Below are 17,053 nucleotides of genomic sequence, written 5' to 3'. Positions count from 1 at the left end.
CACGGTTCGTACCGGGTCCGTACCGGGCCTCGGCGGTCCGGCGCGGTATCCGGGACGTCCGTCAACGCACGGTCTCCAGTTCGTCGGCGCAGCCGAGGCGTTCGGCGATGACGACGAGGGCGTCGGCCGGGAGGCGTCCGCCGCCGCCCAGTTCGGCGAGTTCGTCGGCGGTGACGCCGAGGTCGGCCAGGACCGACTCGTCGCCGGCCGGGCCGCTCGGCGGCGCTTCCTCGTCGTCGTCCGGGTCGTGCCCGAGGACGTCGGCGGTCAACAGGGTGTCGCCGTAGGCGCTGCGGCCCACCGCGGCGGCGTCGGAGACGTAGATGCGCGGATCCTCTTCGCCGTCCACGCGGACGACGGCGAACCAGGTGTCCTCCTGCTCGACGAGCACGAGGACCGGCTCCTCGTCGACGGAAGAAGCGCGCGCGAGATCGGCGATCCCGTCGAGGTCCTCGACGTCGTCGAGGTCGACCTCTCGCGCCTCCCATGTCTGTTCAGTGCGCACAAGCACTGCGGCGAAGTACGCCACCGGACTCTCCCAGGTCGTCGGACTCGGCGCGGCCGGTTCCCCGGTCCGCGCGCCCTGCCGTGATTTTGTCGGGTCCCACCGCCGCCTTCCCCGGCTCGCGAAACGGGAGGGGCCGGTTCCGGGCCCGGAACCACGGTGGTGCTTCCCTCCCGCATCGTGGCAGAAACGGGGGCGTCTCCGCGCGGATTGGGGATGCCCGACCCGGTGCGTCGTGCGGGGGTTTGTCGACCTGACGGAGTGTCAGTAGCGGAATGTCCGCATCCGCATCATCTGCCGCAGGCGCGCGGTGCGGGTACGGCGCGGTTGGATCCGCTCCCGCAGCTCGTGTGCTTCGGCCAACTCCCGGAGGAACAAAGCCCGTCGGCGCAGCCGTTCGGCGTCGGTCTCCTCGGGCCGCCCTTCGGGCGCGCGGATGGGCGTGGAGATGACGGGGACGTCGCCGGAGACGGGGTCGGGGGCGTCGTCCGGGTGGCCGTCGGGGGCGGGGTCGGCGTCGGCGTGGCCTTGGGCGGCGGCGCCAGTGCCGGTGCCGGGCCGGTGGGGCGAGGAGGCGGAACGCCGGCCGACAGAGGCACGGGTGTCGGCGGCGGTGGCGTCGTCGACCGCCGCTTCGCGGACTTGGGCGGCGGTGGCGTCCGGCCCGCTGCGCGTCCGGGAGGAAGCGCGCCCGGCCGCCGCGGCAGTGCCGTCGGCCTCGCGGCTTTGCGCGGTAGTGGGCTGGTCCGTCGTGGCGGCGCTGTTGCGGCCGCGGCGCGAGGATCCTGCGGCGGCGGCACCGCGGCCGCCGACCGCCGGGCCGCGTTCGCTCGACGTGGCGCCGGCGCCGCGGTCCGCGGCAAGACCGTTGGCCGCGCGGCGTGAGACGGAGCCGCGGTCGTCCGCGGCAGCGCGGCGCCGACGACCGGTGCCCCGCTCGTCGGAAGCGGCAGCGTCCCGGGCGCGGCGCGACGACGCGGCGCGGCGTTCGCCAGGCGCGGCGCGGCCTGCGGAACCCGAGGAGGAAGAGGAAGAAGAAGAGGAGGCGGCGCCGCTGTCGGTCGCCCGTTCGCCACCGGCTCGGGACGTCGCGCCGCCGCCCCGCGAGGCCTTGCCGCCGCCGCGGGATGCCTTGCCCGCGCGGGTTCGGGTACGCGCCGTCGCGTCCGGCCCGTCGGCCGGCCCGGACGCGCGCTCGGGGTCGGCTGCGGGAGCCCGCCCCGTGCGCCGCTTGGCCTGCGCGGGCTTTGCGGCCGAGGCGGGTTCGGTGTCACGGGACTTGCTCCGCGGCCGGTCGGCACCGGCCTGGTCACCGCCTCGCGCCGCGGAAGCCGAACGCGCCTTGCCGGCGGCCGAACCGGTCGCGCGCGGCTCACCGGAACGCGCGCCGGGCCGCGCCCGCGCCGCGTCGCCGCCGCTGTGCGGCCGACCGGACGAGGCCGGGTCACCGCGCCGATCCGCCAACGTGCCCTTGCCCTTGTCCGCGCCCGATCGCGACGAGCGCGCTGCGGCGGCGGCAGCCGTCCCGTTGCGGCCACCCCCCGACGCCCCCGTGGCCAAGCGCCCGTGCGCACGGTCGAAGGACGAGTCGCCGGGCTGCCCGGACGCCGGGTCGGAGGCATCCCCGACGGGTCGACCACGCCCCGCCTCGGCGTCCGCCACGGCGGCGGCACCACGGGATACCGCCCCCGCGGGTGCGGACGCGCGCACGACCTCGGCCCGGCGCGGGGACCCGCCGCCGGTCCTCCCGACTTCGCCTGCACGAAGGGCGGCCACCGCGGTGCCCGCCGTCCCGGCCCGCGCGGTGCGGGACACGGCCCCGCCCGAAGATGCGACCTCCTGACGAGCCTGGACGCCTTCGCCCACCACGGACGCCTTGCGTGCGGCAGCCGCACCGGCGGCACGGGAGGCCGCGGCACGCGAAGGCTCCCGGCGCGAAGCGGTTCCGTTCCGTGCCACCGCCGCGTCCCGTCCGTTCCGCGAGGCGGCTTCCCCGGGCGCCGCGGACCCGTCGCGTGACACACCCGAGGCGTCGGACGCGCGCGCTCCGGCGTCACGATCGCCGCGCGCCAGGCGGGCGGCCGCGGGGGCGGATTCGGTCGCGTCGGTGTTGCGCCCTGGCTGCTGCCCCATAGGGCCCCCTCGCGGTGCACCTCTACGACCCGACCTCACCAACCTGCCCGCTCGGCCGGAAATGCGCCACCGCAACCAGCCCGCGACACTGTCCCCGCACACCTGGCCCATGCCAGGGGCGGTGCCCCGACCTCGCCAGGGCAAACCCGGCCGCCCACGCACCCGCACCCCGCCGACACCGCCCCACCGGCAGTCGGTACGTCGCGAATTCGCCGCACCGGACGACCCGTGCCGCCGGCCCGACCGCATCGCCGGCAGCGCGGCAAAACGGCCACGGTGCGCGCCGGATATGAGGACCAGAACCAGTCCCCGCCGGCCACCCGCGCCCCGCACCCCGGCCCGCACCCCCAGCCCGCGGCCCAGCCTCCCGACCAACGCGCCGAGACCGGGGCTGCCACGGCGCTCGGCACCGCCGCTGAGCAGCGCCCCGGCCCGGCCTACCGGCTACGCCAGGCGCGCCGCGACCCCACCGAGTGTCCCGGCCAGGCCTCCGCCGTCACCAGGTCGTGTCCGGTGGGTATTCGCGCCCTTCACGGTGACCGGGCCTGGCGGCCGTCCTTCGTGCCGCGCATCGCAAGGCGCAGGCGGCAAGCTCGTAGTCGTTCGTACGCACAAGGGGCTGCAATACCGGCTTGGGACGGCAGCCAGGCCCGGCTGCGGTGCCAGGCGCCGCGCGGGGTGCGAAGTTCCACCCGACACGACCTGGCCCCCCAACCCCGCTCCCACGAACAATCCGGCTCGAGGCGACGCCACCGCCGACCTCGCGCGGCCTCACCGCCGGGCCCCCACGCCGTCCCGGCCCGCCCCCGGCCGCGCGATACTGTCTCACCATGCGGATTCACGTCGTCGATCACCCTCTCGTCGCCCACAAGCTCACGACCCTGCGGGACGAGCGCACCGATTCGCCGACGTTCCGGCGCCTTGCCGACGAACTGGTGACGTTGTTGGCGTACGAGGCCACCCGGGACGTCCGGGTGGACCAGGTCGAGGTGCGGACCCCGGTGGCAGCCACCACCGGGGTGAAGCTGTCGTACCCGCGGCCGCTCGTGGTGCCGATCCTGCGGGCCGGGCTCGGGATGCTGGACGGCATGGTGCGGCTGCTGCCGACGGCCGAGGTCGGATTCCTCGGCATGATCCGCGACGAGGGCACCCTGCAGCCGTCGACGTACGCGACCCGGATGCCCGACGACCTCACCGGCCGCCAGGCCTACGTGCTCGACCCGATGCTCGCCACCGGCGGCACGCTCGTCGCCTCGACGCAGTTGCTCATCGACCGCGGCGCCGCCGACGTGACCGCGATCTGCCTGCTGGCCGCGCCGGAAGGCGTCGCGCTCATGCAGGAGGCCTTCAAGGACGCGCCCGTTCCGGTGACCGTGGTGACCGCGTCGGTCGACGAGCGGCTCAACGAGCACGGCTACATCGTTCCCGGACTGGGCGACGCGGGCGACCGGCTGTACGGCACCGCCTGACCCGTCCGGCCGCGGCCGACCGGGCGACCGTCACCGACACCCCGCACCAACTCCCCGTCCCGCCAAGCGCGTCCGTGTTTCGGGCCGAAAGTCCCGGCGCGGCGGGACATCCGCCGGATGCGGCGGGCCGCCGTGCGGAGCAGACTGGGTGGTGTGTCCGGGGCTGGGCAGGAGCCCCCGACACCCCGGGACTCCGGGCCGATGCCTGCGACGGTACGACCCACCGTTGCTCCGGCCGGGTCCCAGATGGAAGAGGGAGCGACCGACATCCCCCCGCGGCCGCTCCCTTTTCCCTTGCCCGGACCGCCCGGACCGCCCGTCCGGCCTTTCCCGTCCGCGCTTCCCACCCGCCCCTTCCCCCGCCCTCGCGCGGCCGGACGCCACGCCCGCAGCCGCACGGACGTTCGCCCCGAAGCGACGCACCCCCGGCAAAAGCACGGGCAATGCGCAAGCCAAGTTCCGGGCAGGGAGACCGCGACCAATCCCGCATTCCCGGACATTCGAGCTACGCCTTCGGGCCCTTCGGGTGCGCGAACGGCGTGGAGGCTCGCCGCAGTCCGCAGCGACCGGTATCAATGAGGGTGAGCGCCTGGGCGGTGCTTCTCAGGGGAGGCGGGACGATGCAGGTGCAGGCCAAGAAGATCGTCGGCGTACTGCTCATAAGCTTCGTCATTTATACGATCATCGCCACGCCGGACAAGGCGTCGGATCTCATCGCGCAGTGGTTCTCGGCGATCTCGTCGTCGTCCAAGTGGGTCGGCAACCAGATCGGCAATCTGATCAACTGAGCCGCGCGACACGCTCGCGCGCCCCGGAACACCCCCTGCCGATCCCGCCCGCCGCCCTGCCCACGCCCCGCCCCATGCCCGCCGGAAGGCCCGCACCGGTAGCCCCGAACCGGTGCGCAGCCCGGAACCCTGACCCGGAAGCCCCGAGACCGCCGCCGATGCTGGACCCGTCGATACGCCCGAAGACCGTGCAGCGGTACCTGCTGCCCGGCGAGCGGTGTGCCATCGCGGTCCGCCGCCACTGGTCCGTCCTGCTGCGACCCGGGTCCACCGCCTTCGGCGCGACCGCGCTGGCCGTCCTGCTCGCGCTGTACTTCCCGGACGAGAACGTCGTGGTGCATCTGGCCCTGTGGCCGGTCGTCGCCGCGTCCGTGCTGTGGCTGACCTGGCACTACCTGGTCTGGCGGCACGACTACTTCTTCGTCACCGACCGGCGGGTGATGGTGACCACCGGCGTGCTGACCCGCCGGGTGCTGATGCTGCCGCTCGCCGAGGTCTCGGAGCTGAAGTTCGAGCGGCCACTGGCCGGCCGGATCCTCGGCCACGGCACGCTGGTGCTGGAGTCGGACGTCTCCGAGGAAGCGCTCCAGGCGGTGGAGTATGTTCCGTGGCCGGACACGGTCTATGTGCGGATGTGCGACTTGCTGTACCCGTCGTCGGCATCCGCGGCCAAGACCCCGGCGTCCGAGGCACCGGCACCGAAGCCGCCGGGACCGAGAAAACCCGTACCGAAGAAATCCGAACCATCCGAGGGGTAAGCGATGATCCGCCACCTGGTCCTCTTCAAGCTCAACGAGGGCGTCTCGCGCGACGAACCGCGCGTGGCCGAAGGTGACGCGGCCTTCCGGGCGCTCGGCGACACCATCCCCGAGCTGACCTTCTGGCAGTGCGACTGGAACATCACCGACCGGGACATCGCGTACGACTACGCCATCGTCTCGGACGTCGCCGACGCCGACGCCCTCCAGCGCTACCTCACCCACCCGGACCACCAGGCCGCCGCGGCGAAGTGGCGCGAGTTCGCCACCTGGGTCATCGCCGACCTGGAGAGCTGATCCGGAAGCCCGCACCGGGCCCCTCCGCGCGGCCCGGATCCGGCTGGAGACGATTCGGATCCGGTCCCGACGCACAGCCCCGAACCCGGTGACCCGCGGGTAACTTTCGTGTATTTCTCGACTTTCCGCCTCGAATTTTGTCCGATTCCTCACCGATTGACCGGTACGAGCGCCCGAGTTGATGCGCTTCACCGGACAAATCCAAGATGTCGCAAGGGGTTTGGGAGCGCGCGGCGCCGGTATGTGGAGAGCGAACGACGGCTGCCCGCCGGACGGGGCGGACCAGCCGACCCGGGTTCGGCTCCGATGAGGAGGTGGGCTTTCCCGTGCTGGTTCGCGAGACGGACGCGCCGGTGGCCACGGTGGAAACCGCAGAGACTGCGGAGACGGCCGTGACGGCGCAGGCGGCGGAAACGACCGAGACGACCGACGCCGCGGCGCAGCCCGCGCCAGTCCCCGCGCCACGTGCGGCGGAGGCGTCACTCGACACCCGTGTGCTCTCCCGCACCCTGCTGCTCCGCTTGTCGGAGGTCGAGGAAGGCTCGCCCGAGCACGCGTACGTACGCAGCACGCTCGTCGAACTCAACCTCCCCCTGGTCCGGTTCGCGGCCAACCGGTTCCGCAGCCGCACGGACCAGTACGAGGACGTGCTGCAGGTCGGCACGATCGGCCTCATCAAGGCGATCGACCGGTTCGACCCGCACCGCGGCGTCGAGTTCCCGACCTACGCCGTTCCGACGATCATCGGCGAGATCAAGCGCTTCTTCCGCGACACGTCGTGGAGCGTGCGGGTCCCGCGCCGACTCCAGGAGCTGCGCCTCGCGCTGGCCGAGGCCACCGAGGAGTTCTCGCACAAGCACGACCGCGCGCCGACCGTGGTGGAACTCGCCGGGCATCTCGGCATGACCGTGGACGAGGTGCTGGAAGGCATGGAGGCGGCCAACGCCTACTCGCCGGCCTCGCTGGACGCCCACGACCTCGACGACGACCGCGACAACGCCCTCATCGCCCGCCTCGGGCAGGAGGACGAAGCCCTCGACGGCGTCGAGTACCGCGAAGCGCTGCGGCCGCTGCTGGCCCGGATGGCACCGCGCGACCGGCAGATCATCATGCTGCGGTTCTTCGGCAACATGACCCAGTCGCAGATCGGCGAACGGCTCGGCATCTCCCAGATGCACGTGTCCCGGCTGCTGGCCCGCGCGCTCGCCCGGCTGCGCGCGGACCTGTCCGCGTAAGAAGACCCGACAAGACCCGACAAGACCCGAGAAGACCGGGGAAACGCGGCAACCGGCGACGTCCCAGGGGCGTGGCAGCGGCATGACCAGGGCACGCCCCCGGGCATGCCCTACGCCCGGCCGGCGCCGTCGTACCGGGCGAGCAGCAGGGCGATGTCGTCGCCCAGTTCGCCGATGCGCCGGGCGATCAGGTGTCCGGCGAGGCCGTCCGGGGTCATGCCGCGGCCGTGTTCGAGGGTGTCGAGCATCCACGCGACACCGTCGTCCAGGCTGAGCCCGCGCGACTCGACCAGTCCGTCGGTGCACAGCACGAGCACGTCGCCGGGCGCCAGCGCGACCTCCGTGGCGGGGTAGCGGGCGCCGGTGTCGATGCCCAGCGGCAGGCCGCCGGGCACGTCGACGAGCCGGGTGCCGTCGCGGCCGAGCACGGCCGGATGCGTGTGTCCGGCGCGGACGATCACCGCGCGGCCGTTCGACGGGTCGAATTCGACGTACGCGCAGGTCGCGAACAGGTCGGTGCCGAGCCCCGCGGTCAGCGCGTTCGTGCGCCGCACCACTTCGGACGGTTCATGGCCTTCCACCGCGTAGGCCAGGACCGCCGTGCGGAGCATGCCCATGATCGCCGCGGCGTCCACACCGTGGCCCTGCACGTCGCCGATGACCAGCCCGGCTTTGCCGTTCGGCAGCGAGATCACGTCGTGCCAGTCGCCGCCGACCTGCATGCCGACGGTCGCGGGTATGTACCGGGTGGCGATGGTCAGGCCGCCGATGCGCGCGGGCCGCCCGGGCAGCAGTCCGCGCTGCAGGCCCGCGGACATCGCGTGCTCGTCGTCGTAGCGACGCGCCCGGTGCAGCGCGCGGGCGAGCAGTGCGCGCAGCTGCCCGAACAGCCGGAAGTCGTCCGGCCCGAAGTCGCGTTCGCGGTTGTACGACAGCACCGCCGTGCCGACCGACTCCCCCGACGCGATCAGCGGCAGGAATACCCACGCCTGCCGCCCCGCGGCGTCGGCGAGGATGTCCAAGTGCGGGTAGCGGCGCAGGTATTCGGCCCGCGACCGGATCGCGAAGGCGCTGCGGCGCCGGATCGCCTCGACGAACGGCGCGTCGTCGTCGAGTTCCCACACCGGGTAACCGGCGGCGGCGCGCGGCGGATAGCCGGCGTGCCCGACGACGCGCAGCCGTCCGTCCTGCACCATGCCGATCGCCAGCCCGTCCGCCCCGCACACCGCGGGCATCCGCCGGGCGGCGCGCACCACTTCGTGGACGGTGAGGGATTCGGCGAGCGCGGCGGTCAGCAGCTGGATGCGGGCCTGCTGGGCGGCGGCCACCTGCGCGGCTTCGCGGAGCTTGGCCTCGTGGCGGCGTTCCGCGGTGATCTCGACGCAGAACAGCAGCATCTGCCGCTGCCGCGGATACGCGCTGACCCGGAACCAGCGGTCGTCTTCCGGGACATGCAGGGTGAACGTTTGCGCGCGGTGTTCCTGGAGGGCGGTGAACAGCCGGCGTCCCCAGCCGTGGTGCCGCGCCTCGGGGAGCAGGGCGTGCAGGGGGTGGCCGAGGATGTCGGCGCGCGGGCGGCGGAAGAGCCGCTCGCTGGCGGCGTTGGCGTAGACGAGCCGCCATTCGCCGTCGACGACGATCACCAGGGCGTCGATCTCCTCGGCCTGCCGGGCGAGGGTGAGCCGCAGGTCGGGCAGCTCGGTGACGTCGGTGACCACGCCGCGCAGGCGCCGCGGCCGGTCCCGGTCGGCCGGGGCGACCCCGGCGCGGACCTCGACCCAGTGCTCGCGGCCCTCGGCGTCGTGCAGGCGGTGCCCGACATGGAAGACGTCGTCGGCGGTGAACGCCTCGGCGAGCTGGAGCCGCAGTCCGGGGAAGTCGTCGCGGTGGAAGGCGCACAGCACCGGCTCGATGGGGCCGGAGTAGCGGCCGTCCAGACCGAACATCCGGCTCAGCCGGGTATCGAAGGCGACCTGGCCGGCCGCCAGGTCCCAGTCGAAGGTGCCGGTGCCGACCGCGTCCAGGGTGGCGAGGGTGGCCTCGGCGCGGGCCAGCGCGGCCGAGCGGCGGCCGGACGCGCGGCGCGGGGCGGCGTCGGTGTGCGCGCCGAGGAAGTCCTCGGCCCGGGGCGGGTCGCCGAGCCGGGCGATCTCGTCGCCGATCAGCTCGGCGTAGGCGCGGATCCGGGCGAGGAGCCGCCGGTCGAACGGGACGGTGTCGCGGAACGCCACGGTGAGCACGCCGCGCGAGGGCTCCGCGGGATCGGGTGCGCTGCCTATCGCGCCGCTCATCGGCACGCACACGCAGGCGCCGGCGCCCTCGCCCCAGGTCCGGCTGTCGTGCCGCGGGTACCGGGCGGTACCGAGGACACGGTCTTCGAGGATCACCGGGCGGCCGGTGTGCAGCGCGTCGGTGACCGGCAGGTGCTCGTCGTGCAGGATCCGGCTGTAGAGGTGCACGGTCGCCGGCTCCGGGGTGCCGTCGGCCACCAGGCCGGCCGCGCCGCGCAGCTCGGCGATGTCGTCGTGCGACACGTGGACGAGGACCGCGGCGACCTCGGCGAAGCCGGCGCACGTGTCGGTGATGTCGGCGAGCAGCGGCTCGAGGGCGTCCTGCAGGCCGGACCACGACCAGGCGGGGGCGTACGCGCCGACCACGCGAGGGCCGGGAAGCGGCGTCGCGGCACTGCTCATAGCGTCACCTGGCCTGTCCCGCGCGGTGTTCCCCGTGATCCCCGTGCTCCGCTTGCTCATCGCCGCCGGATACCCGTTTTCCCGTCACCGTCACGCGCGCTCTCCCTGTGGCGTACGTCGCGCAAGGTTACGCGGGTGGAAAACGGCTTGGCTGGACAACACACCTATAGCAATAACAGCCCATTCGCGCCACTCGTGAGCATAAACAACTACGTGTCTTGATCGACATTCGCCTTGATTTGACCTGTACCGCTACCAAGTCTGTGTGATATGAAGAATTTTGATGCAAAATGTCTGGTTTACCCGAAGCGGTTTGATAAGGCCCGCGCTTCTGGTATTGATCTGATGGACACCGACCGGTATCGATCCGGCCAGTCCGGAAACGCCGGTACTAGACGACCCCGCGATGAGGTACGGATGTCTGCCCTGCTCGAGAGCCAGCACGTTCAGCAGCACGTTCAGTCCGAACCGGTACCTCGCACTCCCCCCGAGGTCCCCCCCGGGCGGCGGTCCGCCGCCGACCCGGGACCGCTCACCGCCCGCTCGCCCGACACCGGATCCGATGCCGGGACGGACGCCGAAGACGGCGCCGGCTCCGACGTCCGCAGGCTGTCGGCAGCGCTCTTCGCCCGCCTGGCCACCCTCGAACGCGGCACCCCCGAGCACACCTTCGTCCGCGACCAGCTCATCCGGCAGAACCTGCCGCTGGTCCGCTACGCGGCCAACCGCTTCCGGCACCGCAACGAACCGCACGAGGACGTCGTCCAGGTCGGCACCATCGGCCTCATCAAGGCCATCGACCGCTTCGACCCCGACCGCGGCGTGCAGTTCCCCTCCTACGCCATGCCGACGATCATCGGCGAGATCAAGCGCTACTTCCGCGACAGCGGCTGGTCCCTGCGGGTCCCCCGCCGGGTCCAGGAACTGTGGCTGTCCCTCTCCGAGGCGATCGAGACCCTGTCGCAGGCCAACGACCGGGCGCCGACCGTCGCGGAGATGGCCGCATACCTGCAGGTCACGCAGGAAGAAGTGGTCGCCTGTCTGGAAGCCACCAACGCCTACGCGCCGTCGTCGCTGGACGCCACCGACGGCACCGACGAGCGCACGCTCGCCGACCGGCTCGGCTACCAGGACCAGGCCCTCGAAGGCGTCGAGTACCGCGAGGCGCTGCGCCCGCTGCTCAGCCGCCTCCCGGCCCGCGAGCGCAAGATCCTCATGATGCGCTTCTTCAACAGCATGTCCCAGTCGCAGATCGCCACCGAACTGGGTATCTCGCAGATGCACGTCTCCCGCCTGCTGTCCCGCACGCTCACCCGCCTGCGCAGCGAACTGGGCGACTGCTGAACATAGTTCCGTGCCACCGCGAACCGCCGCGGCGCACGTCCACGGGGGCGTGGGGGGAACCGGGAGGGGACCCGTCCGCACGACAGTCGACACAGTGACCGCCACCGCGAACGTCACCGTCGGCCGCTCCTGCGGAAGCTCGGACACCGTGCGGGACCGCCGTTTCCCACCAGGAAACGCATAGGAATGGTTGGGGACACACCACACATCGGTGATCGCAACTCCCCGGGGGAGAACGCCGTCATCGGAGGGCCAGGACTCGTGGACAAGTCCAAAAAGCAACTTGTCGCCCCGCCTGGACGCCGCCGCCCGCGACACCGTGTCGCGGTCGGGGACGTCCAGGCGGGGCGACCGGTTCCCGGGGACCGCACGCCGAGCGCGAGTCCGCGCCGGGCACGCCGTCCGGAAGCCCGGATCAGACCGACAGCAGCCGCAGCTTGAGCTTCGCCAGCGTCAGGCTGTCGATGCCCAGGCCGTTGCGCAGGTAGTTGTCGAACGAGCCGTACACCTTGCGCACCTCGTCGAACCCGGCGTCCAGGTACGAGGTCTGCACGCCCAGCAGCGGACGCACCAGCTCCGGGTTCTGCAGCGCACCCGACGCCACCATGCCGTTGATCGTCGCGTCGATGCTCGGCTTGAGGTAGTCGTTGCTCGCCAGGTAGTCCGTGTACACGGTGCCCCTGTCGACGCCCAGCGCGGTCAGCAGCGTGGCCGCCATCCAGCCCGTACGGTCCTTGCCCGCCGAGCAGTTGAACGCCACCCGGTCACCGGACGCGACCGCCTTCAGCACCTCCGAGAACTCGGCGCGCTTGGCCGGGTCGTTCACGAAGGACCGGTTCACGTCCTCCATGAACTTCTGCGCCTTGCCGTCGCCCAGCATCTCCTGCTGCTTGACCGGGTCGCCGCTGGAGACCGCCGCGACCACCGTCGCCAGCACACCGCCGTCGGACAGCGGCACCGAACGCGAATCCACGCCCGCCGGAAGGCGGTTCGGGCCATTGCTGCCGATCTCGCCGGTGACCCGGAAGTCGTAGACGGCGTCCAGGCCCAGCCCGGCCAGCTTCGCGACGCCCGCATCGGTCGCCTTGCCGAAGCTGTCCGACCGGAAGACCTCGCCGTACTTCACGGTCCGGCCGTTCGACGTCCGGTAGCCGCCCAGGTCACGGGTGTTCAGCGCACCCTGCACGCCGACACCGCGGGTCGCGGTCTCCACGCTGTAGCTCCCGCCGGCCGGCGCGACCACGAAGTACCAGCGCTTGGCCGGGTCCAGCCCGCTCACCACGGCACTGCCGGTACGCGACGACGCGACCTTCGTGCCGGTGCCCTTCGGGTCGCGGGAGTCGGTCGACGCGTACACGTCGACCTGGCCGTACGCCAGCACGCCCGTCCAGCGCACGGTGTACGAGCCGTCCGCACCGGCGGTCACCGACGCGCCGAGCAGGGAAGCCGGCGACGCCGAAGCCGCGGCCGGGTCGGCGGCACTGCCGTCGTCCGCGAGCGCGGCGGAGGAACCGGCTATGCCGAAAGCCAAGGCGGATGCCACGGCAACGGCGGCAAAACGAGTGCGACGAGCGCGCATACGGTGGTGCTCCCGTGTTGGTCCAAGAACGAAGCGCGCCGGGAACACCCGCGGACAGACGCGGGGCGCTGCAACCGGTACGCGCGAGACCACCCTAGTCACCGCCCCGCCGACCGAGCCATACGGGACCGTACGCAAGGGGCGTGAGCGGCACCACACCCGCCTCGCACCCGCCCACGCACACCCTGGCCCGGCATACCCCCGACATGCCGCCGCCCCCGCGGTCCCGGTGCCGGGACCGCGGGGGCGGACGTCACGCACTACGCGGTCAGACGCTCAGCAGCCGCAGCTTCAGCTGCGCCAGCGTCCGCCCGTCCAGACCCAGACCGTCCCGCAGGAACCGGTCGAAGGACCCGTACTGCTTCGCCACCTGGTCGAACGCCGCGTCCAGGTACTGCTTCTGCACACCCAGCAGCGGGTCGAGCAGGTCCGGGTTCTGCATGAGGCCCGCGTACTTCAGGCCCATCTTCGTCCGGTCGTTCGACGCCTTCAGGTACGTGTTGCTCAGCAGGTAGTCCTGCGTCACCGTGGCCCGGTCCACACCGACCGCGCTCAGGATGATCGCGGTCATCCAGCCCGTACGGTCCTTGCCCGCCGAGCAGTTGTAGAGCACCGTCTCACCCGCGGCGATCTTCTTCAGCACCGCCGCGAACTGCTGACGCTGCGACGCGTCGCTCACGAACGACTTGTTCGCGTCGATCAGCAGCTGCTCGGCCTTGCCGTTGCCGAGCGCCTCGGCCTGCTTGACCGGGTCCTTGCTCGCGATGACCTCGTTGAGCTTCGCGTACATGCCGCCGTCCGACACCGGCACGCGCAGCACATCCGTCCCGGCCGGCACCTTGTCCGCGCCGTTCAGGTTCACTTCGAAGTCGGTCCGCAGATCGGCCGCCGTGTCCACGCCCAGCTTCGCGAGCTTCGCCAGCTCGGCGTCGTTGAGCTTGATCAGCGCGTCCGACCGGAACACCTGGCCGTAGCGCACCGTGAAGCCGTTCGCGGTGCGGTACCCGCCGATGTCCCGCGCGTTCGGCGCGTCCGGCAGCCCCAGGCCGCGCGGCGCGACGACCACGCCGCCGAACGGATTGCCGTCCGGAACGAGCTGGAAGTACCAGCGCTGCGCCGGGTCCAGCCCGGTCACGGTGGCCGACGAGCCGTTCACCACGGCCACCTGACGGCCCGTCAAGGCCGGCAGCGTCGGATGCGTCGAGGCATACACGCGCACCGCGCTCGCCTTGCCCGACGCCGTCCACGTCAGCGTGACGGTACCGTCCGCCGCGACCTCCGCCGCCGCGCCGGACAGAACCGTCTTGCCGTGCTGCTTGGCGTCGGCCGCGGGTGCGGCGAACGCAGTACCGGAGACCGCGAGGGTCCCGGCAGTGGTACCCAACGTCAACGCCGCGACCAACGCACAGGTGGCGGCGCGCGTACGACGGAGCTTCATCCCACTCCAAGGGGTCGAGAGCCCGGACACGGCAAACGCAGGCCGGCCCGGGCATGTGAACTCGGCGGCAAGAACACGCAATCCGCGCGCGCCGCCGGTACCCGTCTCTGCACGGGTGCGCAGACTGTAAGCGAAAGGGGCGAAAGGATCGAGACCAGAAACGTATTTTTTGGTGGCCGGAATTCGAACAGGGAGCGATTCCGGCCGTACGGAACCGACTTCCCCACACGCCACAGCGGCCGAATCCGTGCGTTCACCCGCACCGTACGGGCAGGCTAGGACCGTGACATGACGCCGGGCGGCCAAGCGAGGCCCGCGGCCCTCGCGGGGAGCCCCCCGCACACCAGAAGGAGGCAATCGTGCCGGACGGTTTCGACAGGCGCCCCGCAACCGGCGACCGACCGCCGGCCCAGCGAACGGCAGCGCCGCGGTTCGACGAGGACGACGACTACGACGCCGACGCGTACGGCGATCCCTACTCCGACGATCCTTACTCCGACGAGCCGTACGACACGGGCACCGACGACTACGCCGACCCCGACGGAGGCGACGCCCGCCCCGGCCGGGCCCGCCGCATCGCGAACTGGTTCGGGATCGGCATCCAGCAGCCCCCCGACGACGACCTCTACATCCGCGGCGACGACCATCTGGAGAACGGCCCCGTCGACGGGGCCGCCATCCCCCCGCTCCCGGACGCCCCGCCCCCGCTGCCCGCCGCCCGCGAACCGCGCCGGACCGCCGAACCGGCCCCCGGCACCGATCTGCCGGATCCGGACAGCGCACCGGTCCGCCGCCGCACCCGCGCCACCTCGCCGTGGGAAGACATCATGCTGGGCTCCGGGCCGCCGCCCGGCACACCGATGTCCGATGCCATGCCCTCCGACACGCTGGCCCCGCCGGACCTCGTCCCGCGCCCCGCACCGGCCCGCGGCGAACGCGCCGACGACGACCGCAGCCGGGACAGTCTGCCGCCCGAACCGCACACCAGCGTGCCGCTCCCGCAACGCCGCAAACCCAAGGGCAGTTCGGCGGACTCCGAAGCGGCATCGTCCACCACCGCCGCACAGGCGGCCTCCGCCACGCACGGCGACACGCTCGCCGACTGGCTGGACCCGGTCGATCCGGTGGATCCGCTCGACCCGCGCGACGATCCGGCCAACTCCCCCGCAGCATCCGGAGGATCCGGCGGCTCGGGCGGCTCGAAGCCCCGCTCCGGACGGAACAGCGGGCTCCCGGCCTTCGACGCGGACGACGGCGACACCGCCGCTACCGCCGATACTGCCGACGAAGAGGCCGCGGACCGCACGAGCGTCCTCCGGGTACCGCCGCCCACGACGACCACCGTCATCCCCCCGGCCGCCGCCCGGGCCGCGGCGGTACCGACCGCGAAGGCCACCACGGCACCCGCGGCTTCGGCACCGGCGCCGACCGACGGCGATTCATCCGTTTCGGCGCCGTCTGCCCCGCAATCCGACGGCCGACAGCGGGACTCGCGCCGCGAAGGTCCGGAACCCCGCCGCATGCTCCGCCTGTTGCCGACACCGGTACTCGCCGACGGGGGCGGCATGGTCGCCGAAGGCGGCACGGTGGGACGCATCACCGCCCGCGCCGCCGCGGTCCGCGGCGACCTGCACTCCCGCCAGGGCACACCGCGGCAGAACTCCTTCGCCGTCGGCCCCGATCCGAGCGGGCAGTGGACGATCGCCGTCCTCTGCGACGGCGTCGACGGGGGCTACGCACCGGAGTTGGCCGCCCAGGTCGCCATCCGCAGCACCTACCGCGCGGTGGCGCGCATGGTCGCCGACGGACGGCACGAGGACTGGGACTGGACGGCGACGCTCGCCTCGGTCCAGACCGACCTGCGCACCCGGCTCTCCGAGATCGGCGCCCGGGCCCGCACACTGGGACAACCGGCACCGGCTACCCGCCTCGCCGTCCTGGTCACCGCGGCCAAGCCGCTGGAAGACGACCGGGTCGACATGGCCGTCCTCGGCGACAGCACCATCCTGCGTCTCGCCGAGGGGGGTTGGCGTGCTCCGCTGGGCATCCGCGAAACCCCCGCGGACGCCGCCCCGCCGGCCTTCCCGGAACAGGGCACCGAACACGTCCGGGTCTGCCGCACGACGTGGAAGCCCAGCGACGCCCTGGTCGTCATGACCGGCGGCTACGCCGAAGCCCTCGGCGCCGAATCGGGCGGCCTGGCCGCACGCTTGGCCGAGGAATGGCGGCGCCCGCCGGAGATGCTGGAGTTCCTCGGACACGTCGCCGAGGGCTCCCGGGCCGGCGACGGCGCGGTCGTCGCGCTGTGGCCGGAGCCGTAGAAGGAAACAGAACGCACGGTGTCGACCCGGGAGGCCGACACCGACGGATACGGGTGAGGGCGAGGACGGTCTTCCGTCCTCGCCCTCACCACGTTGCGAAGGCCCGGTTCGTCACGACAGGGCGACGACCGCGATGACGACGATGGCGATTACGGCGACGACGATGCCGCCGATCAGCGCCGGGGACATCCCGCCGCTGCGGTGGTGCGGCGCCGGCGCGGGAGAATCCGCACGGGAGGAAGCCGCGGCACCCTCCTGCTGGGCCACGAAGGCTTGGAACATCTGGGTGCTGGCTGCGGGGTCGTGGTGCTCGTTGTTCTCAGGCATGCGGTAGACCCTACCGCGCCGCGGTAAAGCCGTAGAAAAGCAGAAAGCCCCGCCCGGTCACCCGGGCGGGGCTTTCTAAGTAAATTCCGGCGGCGTCCTACTCTCCCACACCCCTTCGAGTGCAGTACCATCGGCGCTGAAGAGCTTAGCTTCCGGGTTCGGAATG

Annotated in this window: 13 protein-coding genes and 1 rRNA gene; 7 read left to right on the top strand and 7 right to left on the bottom strand. The window is 72.5% G+C overall.

The window, feature by feature from the left end; translation table 11 throughout:
- Positions 1–61 precede the first annotated feature (61 nt).
- Positions 62–529, bottom strand: a complete 468-nt coding sequence (locus ABEA93_RS39475; protein WP_345680818.1) for a tRNA adenosine deaminase-associated protein — start codon at positions 527–529, stop codon at positions 62–64.
- A gap of 240 nt (positions 530–769) precedes the next feature.
- Positions 770–2,167: a hypothetical protein gene (locus ABEA93_RS39470; protein ID WP_345680817.1), complete on the bottom strand. Its 1,398-nt coding sequence runs from the start codon at positions 2,165–2,167 to the stop codon at positions 770–772.
- Positions 2,168–3,468: 1,301 nt separating this feature from the next.
- Here ABEA93_RS39470 and upp point away from each other — a divergent pair.
- The 5 genes from upp (at position 3,469) to ABEA93_RS39445 (ending at position 7,185) form a co-directional block, all read left to right on the top strand.
- Positions 3,469–4,107, top strand: coding sequence for a uracil phosphoribosyltransferase (gene upp / locus ABEA93_RS39465; protein WP_345680816.1), 639 nt, complete (start codon positions 3,469–3,471; stop codon positions 4,105–4,107).
- Between the two features lie 620 nt (positions 4,108–4,727).
- Positions 4,728–4,895: a hypothetical protein gene (locus tag ABEA93_RS39460; RefSeq protein ID WP_345680815.1), complete on the top strand. Its 168-nt coding sequence runs from the start codon at positions 4,728–4,730 to the stop codon at positions 4,893–4,895.
- Positions 4,896–5,053: 158 nt separating this feature from the next.
- Complete coding sequence (locus ABEA93_RS39455; RefSeq protein ID WP_345680814.1) at positions 5,054–5,653, top strand: PH domain-containing protein; 600 nt, start codon at positions 5,054–5,056, stop codon at positions 5,651–5,653.
- A 3-nt stretch (positions 5,654–5,656) separates the two neighbouring features.
- The gene (locus ABEA93_RS39450; RefSeq protein ID WP_345680813.1) at positions 5,657–5,950 is read left to right on the top strand and encodes a Dabb family protein; all 294 of its coding nucleotides are present in this window, start codon (positions 5,657–5,659) and stop codon (positions 5,948–5,950) included.
- Between the two features lie 326 nt (positions 5,951–6,276).
- Positions 6,277–7,185, top strand: coding sequence for a SigB/SigF/SigG family RNA polymerase sigma factor (locus tag ABEA93_RS39445; RefSeq protein ID WP_423537000.1), 909 nt, complete (start codon positions 6,277–6,279; stop codon positions 7,183–7,185).
- Between the two features lie 110 nt (positions 7,186–7,295).
- On the opposite strand, the gene ABEA93_RS39440 is transcribed toward ABEA93_RS39445, so the two are convergent.
- A complete protein-coding gene (locus ABEA93_RS39440) occupies positions 7,296–9,878 on the bottom strand; it encodes a SpoIIE family protein phosphatase (protein WP_345680812.1) in 2,583 nt (860 codons plus the stop codon).
- 417 nt (positions 9,879–10,295) lie between these two features.
- Here ABEA93_RS39440 and ABEA93_RS39435 point away from each other — a divergent pair, with 417 nt between their 5' ends.
- On the top strand, positions 10,296–11,222 hold the full coding sequence (locus ABEA93_RS39435; RefSeq protein ID WP_345680811.1) for an RNA polymerase sigma factor SigF: 927 nt from the start codon (positions 10,296–10,298) through the stop codon (positions 11,220–11,222).
- A gap of 415 nt (positions 11,223–11,637) precedes the next feature.
- On the opposite strand, the gene ABEA93_RS39430 is transcribed toward ABEA93_RS39435, so the two are convergent.
- Together ABEA93_RS39430 and ABEA93_RS39425 are read right to left on the bottom strand one after the other, a co-directional pair.
- On the bottom strand, positions 11,638–12,801 hold the full coding sequence (locus ABEA93_RS39430) for a tyrosine-protein phosphatase (RefSeq protein ID WP_345680810.1): 1,164 nt from the start codon (positions 12,799–12,801) through the stop codon (positions 11,638–11,640).
- Between the two features lie 268 nt (positions 12,802–13,069).
- Positions 13,070–14,239, bottom strand: a complete 1,170-nt coding sequence (locus ABEA93_RS39425) for a tyrosine-protein phosphatase (protein WP_345680809.1) — start codon at positions 14,237–14,239, stop codon at positions 13,070–13,072.
- 359 nt (positions 14,240–14,598) lie between these two features.
- Between ABEA93_RS39425 and ABEA93_RS39420 the strand changes: the two genes are divergently transcribed.
- Positions 14,599–16,560: a protein phosphatase 2C domain-containing protein gene (locus ABEA93_RS39420; protein WP_345680808.1), complete on the top strand. Its 1,962-nt coding sequence runs from the start codon at positions 14,599–14,601 to the stop codon at positions 16,558–16,560.
- Between the two features lie 111 nt (positions 16,561–16,671).
- Here ABEA93_RS39420 and ABEA93_RS39415 read toward each other — a convergent pair whose 3' ends face one another.
- Both ABEA93_RS39415 and rrf read right to left on the bottom strand, forming a co-directional pair.
- The gene (locus tag ABEA93_RS39415) at positions 16,672–16,887 is read right to left on the bottom strand and encodes a hypothetical protein (protein WP_345680807.1); all 216 of its coding nucleotides are present in this window, start codon (positions 16,885–16,887) and stop codon (positions 16,672–16,674) included.
- Between the two features lie 84 nt (positions 16,888–16,971).
- Positions 16,972–17,053, bottom strand: a 5S ribosomal RNA gene (gene rrf / locus ABEA93_RS42265); the annotation flags it as partial.

Origin of the sequence: Yinghuangia aomiensis, from assembly GCF_039542225.1 — a bacterium.
GTDB classification, from domain to species: domain Bacteria; phylum Actinomycetota; class Actinomycetes; order Streptomycetales; family Streptomycetaceae; genus Yinghuangia; species Yinghuangia aomiensis.
This window is presented reverse-complemented; position numbering and strand designations above follow the sequence as displayed.